8 protein-coding genes are annotated in these 11,445 nt (G+C 42.9%); 7 read left to right on the forward strand and 1 reads right to left on the reverse strand.

Going from position 1 to position 11,445, the window contains the following annotated elements; all coding sequences use genetic code 11:
* Window positions 1-37: 37 nt before the first annotated feature.
* Window positions 38-1,753, reverse strand: coding sequence for an Rqc2 family fibronectin-binding protein (locus ACR42H_RS09355; RefSeq protein WP_436375704.1), 1,716 nt, complete (start codon window positions 1,751-1,753; stop codon window positions 38-40).
* A 547-nt stretch (window positions 1,754-2,300) separates the two neighbouring features.
* Between ACR42H_RS09355 and ACR42H_RS09360 the strand changes: the two genes are divergently transcribed.
* The 7 genes from ACR42H_RS09360 to priA all read left to right on the forward strand — a co-directional run bounded on the left by ACR42H_RS09360 (window position 2,301) and on the right by priA (window position 11,297).
* Window positions 2,301-4,979 carry a calcium-translocating P-type ATPase, SERCA-type gene (locus ACR42H_RS09360; protein WP_436375706.1) on the forward strand — a complete coding sequence of 893 codons (2,679 nt, stop codon included), beginning with the start codon at window positions 2,301-2,303 and terminating at the stop codon, window positions 4,977-4,979.
* Between the two features lie 454 nt (window positions 4,980-5,433).
* Window positions 5,434-6,306, forward strand: a complete 873-nt coding sequence (locus ACR42H_RS09365) for a YicC/YloC family endoribonuclease (protein WP_436375708.1) — start codon at window positions 5,434-5,436, stop codon at window positions 6,304-6,306.
* 60 nt (window positions 6,307-6,366) lie between these two features.
* A complete protein-coding gene (gene remA, locus ACR42H_RS09370) occupies window positions 6,367-6,630 on the forward strand; it encodes an extracellular matrix/biofilm regulator RemA (protein WP_009330821.1) in 264 nt (87 codons plus the stop codon).
* Window positions 6,631-6,640: 10 nt separating this feature from the next.
* Window positions 6,641-7,255 carry a guanylate kinase gene (gene gmk / locus ACR42H_RS09375; RefSeq protein WP_009330820.1) on the forward strand — a complete coding sequence of 205 codons (615 nt, stop codon included), beginning with the start codon at window positions 6,641-6,643 and terminating at the stop codon, window positions 7,253-7,255.
* A 2-nt stretch (window positions 7,256-7,257) separates the two neighbouring features.
* Complete coding sequence (rpoZ, locus tag ACR42H_RS09380) at window positions 7,258-7,479, forward strand: DNA-directed RNA polymerase subunit omega (RefSeq protein WP_009330819.1); 222 nt, start codon at window positions 7,258-7,260, stop codon at window positions 7,477-7,479.
* Between the two features lie 198 nt (window positions 7,480-7,677).
* On the forward strand, window positions 7,678-8,886 hold the full coding sequence (gene coaBC, locus ACR42H_RS09385; protein ID WP_113881895.1) for a bifunctional phosphopantothenoylcysteine decarboxylase/phosphopantothenate--cysteine ligase CoaBC: 1,209 nt from the start codon (window positions 7,678-7,680) through the stop codon (window positions 8,884-8,886).
* Window positions 8,883-11,297 carry a primosomal protein N' gene (priA, locus tag ACR42H_RS09390; RefSeq protein ID WP_436375711.1) on the forward strand — a complete coding sequence of 805 codons (2,415 nt, stop codon included), beginning with the start codon at window positions 8,883-8,885 and terminating at the stop codon, window positions 11,295-11,297. The genes coaBC and priA overlap by 4 nt, the downstream gene beginning before the upstream one ends.
* The last annotated feature ends 148 nt before the right edge of the window (window positions 11,298-11,445 follow it).

The following is an 11,445-nucleotide window of genomic DNA, read 5'->3' on the forward strand; positions in this document are numbered from 1 at the left end:
AAAAAAGCAAGCATCTGAGCTTGCTTTTTTCATTTATTTACAGACTTTGCTTTAATGACAGCACCGTTTCTTCATCAGGCGTAACGTAAACTGTCTGCTGATGGTCATATATGACAAATCCTGGTTTCGCTCCACTTGGTTTTTTCACATGCCGGACTTGGGTAAAGTCAACGGGTACTGAACTGGAATTACGGGCTTTGCTGAAGTATGCCGCCAGAGATGCAGCTTCAAGAATGGTATTTTCTGCCGGTTCCTTGCTTCGGATAACCACATGTGAACCAGGGATATCCTTTGTATGCAGCCAGATCTCATCCCTTGCAGCCAATTTGTTCGTTAAATAATCATTCTGCTTGTTGTTTTTTCCAACCAATATTTCCGTTCCGTCTGTGGAGGTATAGCGGTCAAGAACAGGCTTGAGGTTCTGCTGTTTTTTGCTGCCTCGTTTTTGCCTTTCTCTAATATAACCGCCTTCAACAAGCTCCTCTCTAATTTCGGCAATGTCTCTTGTTGATGCAGTTTCTACTTGCTGCAGAAGAGAATCGAAGTATGACGCTTCCTCTTCCGCTTTCTTAATTTGCTCTTTTACAGCAATTACGGCATTTTTTGCTTTTTGGTATCTTGTAAAATATTTTTGTGCATTCTCTGAAGGAGTCTTCTGTGGATCCAACGGAATGGTAACCGCTCCGCCATTTTCATCGTAATAATTGATGACTTCCGCTTCCTTCATCCCCTTTTGAATCGCATAAATATTGGCTGTGATTAATTCTCCATACAATTGATGTTTATCGGCATTTTCTGCTTCATGCAGGGTTCTTTTCAGCTTCTCAATTTTTTTCTCATTCTTTTCTTTCTCATTTACTATAAAACGTTCAAGGTCATTGGATTGCTGTTTGACCCGGTCTCTTTCCGCTTTTCCAAAATAAAACCGGTCCAGCATTTCGCTCAAGGAATTAAATTCCCTGCTACCCCCTTTTATATGCTGGAGAGGCAATAAATAAAAGCTTTCCTTTTGTTCACCTGCTGTAATGGCCGGCCTTATGGAATGTTCCTTTAGGGATTCTATTAAGTGCTGGAAGGCATTTGGAACAGTTGTCCTGTTTATAAGACCAGCTTGGTGTATTACTTCTTTTGCAAAAAGCGGTGAAATTCCAGCGAAGCTCGCTACAAGCTGTTTATCCACTCTTCCGCTGTTAAAGTCGATCTTACGAAGTAAATCGTCTTTGTCTGCATGAAATGGATTCATTTTATCCTGGGACGGAGGGAGAATGTACTCCTGTCCGGGCAAAATAGCACGATGGCTATTAACTGCATAAGATACATGTTTGACGCTGTCGAGAATAATATTGCGGGATTTATCCACAAGTGTAATATTGCTGTGTCTGCCCATTATCTCAACAATCAGCTGTTTATAGGATGTATCACCAATCTCATTCCTGCCTTTAACTTCAAACACGATTATACGGTCAAGCCCGATTTGATGGACATCTTCAAGTATGTATCCTTCCAGATGTTTTCTTAAAAGCATGCAGAACATCGGGGGCTCTGATGGGTTTTCGTGTGCTTCATTGGTAAGCTGGACTCTCGCATAGCTTGGATGGGCTGACAGCAAGAGCCTGTGATTCCGACCATTTGCCCGCACAACTAAAATAATTTCATTCTTATAAGGCTGCTGAATCTTATTGATTCTGCCGCCCTTTAAAGTATCTATAAGCTCTTTCGTCATTGCTCTTGTAAACAAACCATCAAATGACATATTGGAACATCCTCTTCTATTAAAAATAACAGCCTATCACTTGCTGCAGATATACATTATTCTTTCATTTAAATCATAAAAATCAAGTTTTAAGGCTTGGCTTAATGTCTTCGCGAGGCACTTCGGGTTTTCTAATACTGTCTAGCTCCAGGCGCCATCGGCACGAGGTCATAAACCAATCCGTCCAAAAGGTTTAAGAACAACCTTTCAGCCGGCTCGTCTTATGCTTGAGGCTCGCAGGATGCGGGTCATGCAGACGTTGCCACAGGACGTGGCGGTTTTAGTCTGCGTTCCTTTATAAGCCGGCGCCTTCCGCTTTTCTAATAATAATAGCATTTTTTTGGACAGGGCTGAATATGCTTTCTTTAGAGTGAGATTGGACAACTCTGCTTCACTTGATTTACCAGAAGAAGCAGGACGGTCTGCCATCTGGCGGATTCTCTTAAAGTCTGGCTGTGAGTGCTGATGAATTTTATTACTATTGTATCCCTTCTCCATGCAGCTCATGGCTTTTCTCAAACCACAAAGGAGGAAGTGTGATGTCCGGATGAAGTTCCATGAAATGAATGAAAGGGAGGTTGAGCAAGCCTTAAATACAGATATTAAGGCGGGCTTAACAGAGGATGATGTAAAAAAACGGCATAAACAATATGGTTATAATGAGTTGAAAGAGGGAGAAAAGCAGTCGGCTTTACTCTTATTTTTTAGTCAATTTAAAGATTTCATGGTTCTTGTCCTATTAGCAGCGACCTTAATATCAGGGCTGCTTGGTGAATATATTGATGCAATTGCCATTATTGCAATTGTAGTCATAAATGGCTTCTTGGGCTTCTTTCAGGAGAGGAAAGCCGAAAAGTCTTTGCATGCACTTAAGGAATTATCAGCACCTCAAGTTATTGCTTTGCGTGAAGGACAATGGAAGAAGATCCCCTCCAAAGAAGTGGTGGCAGGAGACCTATTGAAATTTGCAACAGGAGACAGAATTGGAGCAGATATTAGAATCGTAGAGTCCAATAGCCTGGAAATTGAGGAATCCGCTTTGACCGGAGAATCTCTGCCTGTCCAAAAGAGGACCGGTTCCTTGAAAACTGCTAATCTGGCAATTGGGGATATGGAGAACATGGCTTTTATGGGGACTATGGTAACCCGTGGCAATGGGCTGGGCGTAGTTGTCGGAACCGGGATGAATACGGCTATGGGACAGATTGCTGATCTTCTGCAGAATGCGGAAACGATGACAACTCCGCTTCAGAGAAGATTGGAACAGCTGGGCAAAATCCTCATTACGGCAGCGATTTTACTGACTGTTCTTGTCGTTGTGGCTGGTGTGGTGCAGGGGCAGGAATTATATACAATGTTCCTTGCCGGTGTTTCCTTGGCAGTAGCAGCCATTCCAGAAGGGCTCCCGGCCATCGTGACGGTAGCTCTGTCCCTTGGTGTACAAAGAATGATAAGAAAAAAAGCAATCGTGCGGAAGCTTCCAGCGGTTGAAACACTGGGCTGTGCATCTGTGATATGCTCAGACAAAACTGGGACTATGACTCAAAACAAAATGACTGTTACACATCTCTGGAGCGGCGGGAAAGAGTGGAGAGTAGATGGTATCGGCTATGAGCCTCAAGGCCATTTTTATAGAAATGAGAATCAAGTTGAACCGAAAAGTGATAAAGCACTCCAGCAAATGCTGATGTTTGGCATGTTATGCAACCATGCTGAAATACAGCAGAAAAACAATGAGTTTGTGATTGATGGAGATCCAACAGAAGGGGCTCTGCTAGTAGCGGCCATGAAGGCGGGCTATAACCGGAGCAGTCTGTTAAACCAATTCCAGATTATCAATGAGTTTCCGTTTGACTCTGTCCGAAAAATGATGAGTGTGGTGGTAAAGGATCATAACGGTAGGCAATTTATTGTAACCAAGGGAGCACCCGATGTATTAGTCGGGAAGAGTGAATCGGTTCTTTGGGAGGGAAAGCGGCAGATTCTTTCGAGGGAGCTCTCAGGTGAAATTCAGGGAGCGATAGAAGATCTTGCTTCTCAAGCCTTGAGAACGATAGCGATTGGCTTTAAGGAAATCCCCTCAAAAAATGTCATTCTTGATGAAGAAGAGGCGGAGAAGGGATTAACATTTATCGGGCTGCAGGGGATGATTGATCCGCCAAGGCCTGAGGTAAGGGAAGCAGTCAAGGAGTGCAAGGAAGCAGGAATTAAAACGATCATGATTACAGGAGATCATGTGATTACAGCACAGGCGATTGCCAAGCAGTTAGGCATTTTAACACAAGGCTCTAAAGTCCTTCAGGGCAAGGACCTGGCAGAGATGTCGGTTGAAGAACTTGAAGATGTGGTTGAGGATGTCGCAGTATTTGCCAGAGTATCGCCTGAGCATAAATTAAAAATTGTAAAGGCTCTCCAGAACAGGGGCCATATTGTTGCCATGACAGGGGATGGAGTCAATGATGCCCCGGCCATTAAAGCAGCAGATATCGGAATATCAATGGGCATTACTGGGACCGATGTTGCCAAAGAGGCATCCGCTCTGGTACTGCTCGATGACAATTTTGCGACCATAAAAGCCGCGATAAAAGAAGGAAGAAATATTTACGAGAATATTCGAAAGTTTGTCAGATATCTGCTTGCATCCAATGTTGGTGAAATTCTGGTTATGCTGTTTGCTATGCTTCTAGCCCTTCCGCTGCCGTTAGTGCCAATTCAGATTCTTTGGGTGAACCTTGTAACGGATGGCCTTCCTGCAATGGCTCTGGGCCTTGACCAGCCAGAGGAAAATGTGATGAAGCGGAAGCCGAGGAGTCCCAAGGAAGGTGTATTTTCTAGAGGGCTTGGCTGGAAAGTAGTGTCCAGAGGGTTTTTAATTGGCCTTGTGACATTACTTGCGTTCATTTTTGCCTATAGAGCAAATCCGGAACATCTTGCGTATGCACAGACAGTAGCATTTGCCACATTGGTAATGGCACAGCTGATTCATGTATTTGATTGCCGCAGTGAAAAATCTGTGTTCTCAAGAAATCCTTTCGGCAATAAATATTTAGTCTGGGCAGTCATCTCGTCCCTTGCTTTAGTGCTGGTTGTCATATACTATCCGCCGCTTCAGCCAATTTTTCACACCGTCCCAATTGAATTGCGTGACTGGTTTATGATCACAGGACTCTCAGCCGTACCAACATTTTTACTGGCAGGCACATTTTTGGCAAGAAAAACAAAATGAAATATGTTATAATCCTTTAGGTAGTAGAGAAGAGCTCTATTACCTTTCTTTTTTGAGCAAACATATAAATCTCCATTTAATACATGGCTTTTGTCGAATTGTTGCATAATGCGGACTAACCAAGTTGTCCACTGAGTTGATTGGAGCGGAAGGTACGAGTTCCTCGAAAAAGCTACTGCATTTTCTTCGTGCGGTGTTCGTTCGAGGAAGCACATTATGTCCTGCGGGAGTAGCGTACCAGGGGAGACCCCGCAGACACAGCGGTCGAGGAGACTTCCTGCATCCCCGCTGGTTCGCCTTAGTGCCTGCAGCGGATGTCAACGGGCGAGGTTATAAGCTAGAACAACATCTATTAGTAAAAGCCCTATACATAGACTGCACAGGCATCATGCCGCTAACTGAAAGTAATAGTGCTTTTTATAAGCTGTGCTTTTCCCAAAAGGAAGTGTGAGAAATGGCAGTAAGCATGACTGGTTATGGCAGGAGCAAGAAAGAATCCGGGCAATGTTCCATTACGGTTGAAATAAAGACTTTAAACCATCGTTTTTCCGAGTTTCAGATCAGAATGCCCAGACAGCTGATGCATATAGAAGACAAGATAAAGAAAAAGCTTAACGGGCATATCAAAAGAGGCAGAATCGAGGTTTATATCACCATTGACGGCGATGGCTTGTCCAGCAGGAAAGTTAATGTTGACTGGGACCTATTGGATGAATATTATCAATACATAACTGCAATTCAAACAAAGTACCAAATCTCAACGGATCTATCCATCGGGAATGTCATACGGGAAGAATTGATTGGTATAGAAGAAAAGGAGTCCGGCAATGAAGAATTGAGCCAGATGGTCCTTTCTGCTGCTGAAGAGGCATGCCTGCAGTTAACGGAGATGAGGAGGCTTGAGGGGGATGAGCTGGAAAAAGATCTCCGAAGCCATCTTACTCTTTTAAGCAGCAGGGTCAGCAAGCTGAGAGAGTTTGCCCCAAAGGTCGTGCAGCTTTACCGGGAGAGATTGGAAAAGCGTATGAGAGAATTTCTTGATGGCCAGGTGGATGAGCCGAGAATTTTAACAGAGGTAGCGATGTTCGCTGATAAAGCGGATATCAGTGAAGAACTGACAAGACTTCAAAGTCATATAAGCCAATTTGAAAAGACCCTTCAGCTTTCAGAACCGACTGGAAGAAAACTTGACTTTATTCTGCAGGAAATGAACCGGGAGGCCAATACAATCGGGTCCAAGGCAAACAGTGCAGAGATAGCTGCTGAAGTGGTTGAAATAAAGAGTTTATTGGAAAAAATGAAGGAACAAGTTCAAAATATTGAATAGCAGTTGTTTAGATTCCGGCTCTGGGGGTCAAAATAAATAACTGATGATTGGAGGACCCAAATGTCAATTAAACTGATCAATATCGGATTTGGCAATATTGTCTCTGCCAACCGGATAATATCAATAGTCAGTCCAGAATCCGCCCCGATTAAACGGATCATTCAGGACGCACGTGACCGGGGCTCTTTAATAGATGCTACATATGGCAGACGCACCCGGGCTGTTATCGTTATGGACAGTGATCATGTCATTTTGTCTGCGGTCCAGCCGGAAACTGTTGCGCACCGATTAAATGACCGTGATGAAATTGTTGAGGAAGGGTAGGATTTTATAAATGAAAGAAAAAGGGTTATTGATTGTTCTATCCGGACCCTCAGGTGTAGGAAAAGGAACAGTAAGAAAAGAGATATTTGCTCAGCCTGATACTGCGTTTGAATACTCTATTTCAATGACAACGAGATCTCCGAGAGCGGGAGAAGTCAATGGAGTTGATTATTTTTTCAAAACGCGTGAGGAGTTTGAAGAGCTGATCAGGCAGGATAAGCTGCTTGAATATGCAGAGTTCGTCGGAAACTACTACGGAACGCCAGTTGATTATGTAAGGGAAACACTGGACCGGGGCAAAGATGTTTTTCTTGAAATCGAAGTTCAGGGTGCCCGCCAAGTGCGTGAGAAATTTCCTGACGGCTTATTCATCTTCCTGGTTCCACCTAGTTTATCCGAGCTTAAGAACCGTATCGTAACCAGGGGGACAGAGACGGAAGATATAATCAACAATCGCATGAGTGCAGCGAAAGAAGAGATCGAAATGATGAACTTATATGATTATGTTGTAGAGAATGATCAAATCGATCTTGCCTGTGAAAGAATTAAATCCATTGTGGTAGCAGAACACTGCCGCAGGGAACGTGTAGAACCTAAATACAAAAAGATGCTGGAGGTAGAATAAATATGCTTTATCCTTCTATTGATTCTCTAATGACAAAGATTGATTCCAAATATTCACTTGTTTCTGTTGCTGCCAAGCGTGCCCGTAAGCTTCAGCTTAATGCCAGACCGCAGCTTGAGAGCTATAAATCACATAAAAATGTGGGAAAAGCACTTGAGGAAATTCATGCAGACCAGCTTCATTACCGACTGGGCGAAAAGACGGCCAATGAATCATACGAGTAAAATCGCTGAATAACAACCTTTTAAAAGGTTGTTATTTTTGTTTGAGGTTTTATTAGATGAAAATTCACTGCTCTTCTTGCATAATAAAACTATCATGAAAACTAATAGCCATTAATGGCCAGTGCTGATTATAGAAAAATATAGCCAGGCCGTTTTTCATAGAGATGAATTATTTTTTGAGATTGGTGGGGTCATATAATGCTGACTGGAAAGAAGATATTATTATGTGTAACCGGTGGAATTGCTGTTTATAAAGCTGCAGCATTAACGAGCAAGCTTACGCAGTCCGGAGCGCAGGTGAAAGTTATCCTAAGTGAATCGGCAGCTAAATTTGTTGCACCATTAACTTTTCAGGCGCTTTCAAGACATGATGTTTACACTGACACTTTCGATGAAAAAGATTCGAAGGTTATTGCTCATATCGACCTGGCTGATTGGGCTGATTTAATTCTTGTTGCTCCGGCTACTGCAAATGTAATCGGAAAGCTGGCTAATGGGATTGCAGACAATATGATCACAACAACCCTCTTGGCGGCATCATCACCGATCTGGATTGCACCTGCAATGAATGTACATATGTACAGCCATCCTGCTGTCCAGAAAAATATTGAAACCTTATATCGTTTTGGATACAGATTTATAGAGCCTTCAGAAGGATATCTTGCATGCGGCTATGTTGGAAAAGGCAGGCTGGAAGAACCAGAGAAAATTACAGAAACAATTGGAGAATTTTTTAAGCCTTCCAGGTTGGAGCTAACTGGCAGGAAAGTGGTTATAACTGCCGGCCCAACAAGGGAAAAAATTGATCCTGTCCGTTATATTACCAACCATTCTTCGGGTAAAATGGGCTATGCAATTGCCGAAGCAGCTGTATCTGCAGGCGCTGAAGTTGTATTGATATCCGGTCCGGTTACAATTAATGCTCCTGCTGGCTTAAAACTGATAAAGGTAGAATCTGCTCAGGAAATGTATCAAGCGGCAATAAGCGAATTTGATCATGCGGATATTGTCATTAAGACTGCTGCAGTCTCCGATTATCGTCCAAAGGTTACTTCTGCGCAAAAAATGAAAAAACAGCCCGGGGATGAAGTATTGGAGCTTGAAAGAACAAAAGATATATTATTCGAACTGGGACAAAAAAAGAAGAAGCAAATCCTTATAGGGTTTGCGGCTGAAACCGAACAGGTTGATGAGTATGCACAGGGCAAGCTAAAGAGGAAAAATGCCGATCTGATCGTAGCCAATAATGTAACTGCTGAAGGTGCAGGCTTTGGAACAGACACTAATATTGTTACACTTTTTAAAAAAGATGGGTCTTCTGAAAAGCTTCCGCTTATGCCAAAAAAGGATGTTGCTGTAAAAATTCTTGAAGAAGCTGTGATTTTGCTAAAGGATGAGCATGAATGAATATTGCGAGAGTCATTGTCGATGTACCAGCCAAACAGACTGACCGGGCATTTGATTACAAAATCCCCTCTCATCTGAAAGGCGTTATTCTCCCTGGCATGAGGGTTGTTGTACCATTTGGACCAAGAAAGATCCAGGGGTTTGTAACAGCATTAAGAGCAGAGTCCGATTTTCAGCAGCTAAAATCCATTTCAGAGCCGATGGACTTAAATCCAGTGCTTAACCAGGAGCTTTTGACTCTTGGTGAATGGCTGACAGAAAAAACATTATGCTACAAAATCTCTGCCTTTCAGGCAATGCTGCCTGCAGCATTGAAGGCAAAATACGAAAAGAAGCTTGTATTGGCAAAAACTGCAGATCGTAAACTGCTTGCTGAAAAAGTATTTGCTCTCTTTCAGAAAACTGAAGAAATTTTATGGGATGATGCAGTTAAGAGCGGAGCTTTGCCGCTTCTTCAAAAGGAAGCATCCAATGGAACCATCGAAATTATCTATCAAGTAAAAGAACGAGTGAAAAAGAAAAAAGTGAAGCAGATATTCGCGGCTGCTGCCTCTAATAAGCTTGCTGATTACCTTCAACAGCTTCCAGGCAACGCAACCAAACAGAAAGAAGTGCTTGAATATTTTCTTCATGAGGAGGGACCGGTCGATCAGAAAGAGTTATTTTCCTTGCTTGGAATAACATCGTCCACCATAAAAGTGCTTATGCAAAAAGGGCTGCTTGGCCAGAGGGATGTGGAAATTTACCGAAACCCATTTGGAGACCGTGAATTCGAAAGAACTGAACCGCTCTCTTTGACAGATGGACAGAAAAAGGCCATAATTCCCATCCTTAATTCTATCGAAAATAACCGGCATGAAACTTTTTTGCTTTATGGGGTAACAGGAAGCGGAAAAACTGAGGTGTATCTGCAATCCATTCAGCGAGTGCTTGAGGATGGCAAAGAAGCCATTGTCCTTGTTCCTGAGATTTCCTTAACTCCGCAGATGGTCAAACGCTTTAAGGGCAGGTTTGGCAATCAGGTTGCCGTAATGCACAGCGGCCTTTCAGCTGGAGAAAAGTATGATGAGTGGAGAAAGATTCAGCGGAAGGAAGTCAAGGTTGTTGTCGGAGCCCGATCGGCTATCTTTGCCCCTTTTGAAAACCTCGGAATCATTATCATTGATGAAGAGCACGAAACCAGCTATAAACAGGAAGAAAACCCGAGATACCATGCAAGGGATGTCGCCATCGAAAGAGCAGGAAATCATAAATGTCCTGTGGTGCTTGGCAGTGCAACTCCTTCATTGGAATCTTTTGCGCGAGCACATAAAGGAGTTTATCATCTTCTCACTCTCGAAAATAGAATGAACAATCAGTCTCTCCCTTCCGTTGATATCATTGATATGCGGGAAGAGCTGCGTGAAGGAAACCGCTCGATGTTCTCAAGGAAGCTCCTTGAAAAAATTAAAGACCGTCTCGGTAAAAAAGAGCAGATCGTATTATTTTTAAATAAAAGAGGGCATTCCTCATTTGTTATGTGCAGGGACTGTGGATATGTTATTAATTGTCCTCATTGTGATATATCTTTGACTTATCATCGGTATAACCAGCAGATGAAATGCCATTACTGCGGCTATGAGGCACCCGTTCCGAATGCATGCCCGGAATGCGAAAGTGAACATATCCGTTATTTTGGAACCGGCACTCAAAAAGTGGAAGAGGAATTGGCAAAAATTTTACCGGAAGCGAAGGTAATCCGGATGGATGTCGACACAACCAGCAGGAAGGGAGCACATGAAAAGCTCCTTGATCAATTCCAGGAAGGTCATGCAGATATTCTTCTTGGGACTCAGATGATTGCTAAAGGCCTTGATTTCCCCAATATTACCTTAGTAGGCGTATTATCGGCAGACACGATGCTGCACCTGCCTGACTTCCGCTCTTCTGAAAAAACCTTTCAGCTTCTGACTCAGGTAAGCGGGCGTGCTGGGAGGCATGAGTTGGAAGGGGAGGTAATTATTCAGACCTACACTCCTGAACATTATAGTATTGAACTGGCAGGGGAGCAGGATTACGATAAATTTTATGAAAGAGAAATGATGGTCCGTAAAATTCATAGATATCCCCCTTTCTACTATATATCCCTTGTCACCGTCAGCCACGAGGAATTAATGAAGGCTGTTTCGGTAACTGAGAAGATCACGCAGTACATTCAGTCAAAATTATCTGCTGAAAGCATAGTCCTTGGTCCTGTTGCATCCCCGATACCGCGGATCAATAATAGATATCGGTATCAATGTCTGATAAAATACAAGCGGGAGCCGGAACTTGGGCAAGCGCTGAAGAAAATCCTGGATAATTATCAGCAGGATATTGCAACTGGGGGCCTATCCGTCTCAATTGATCTGAATCCTTATATTTTAATGTAGTTTCATAAAGCATAAGATTTGTTTGAAATTTGAGAACTGTTGGCCTCACAAGGAACGTTTCGACAGCTTCAAATCACACGACTAAAAGCGTTAGCTATTTAGTAGGATCTGCTCAGGAGCTTCCGTTTTTGTGGTTATGAATAAACTC

The sequence above is a fragment of the Cytobacillus sp. BC1816 genome (genome assembly GCF_051353635.1).
Taxonomy (GTDB): Bacteria; Bacillota; Bacilli; order Bacillales; family Cytobacillaceae; genus Cytobacillus; species Cytobacillus oceanisediminis_C.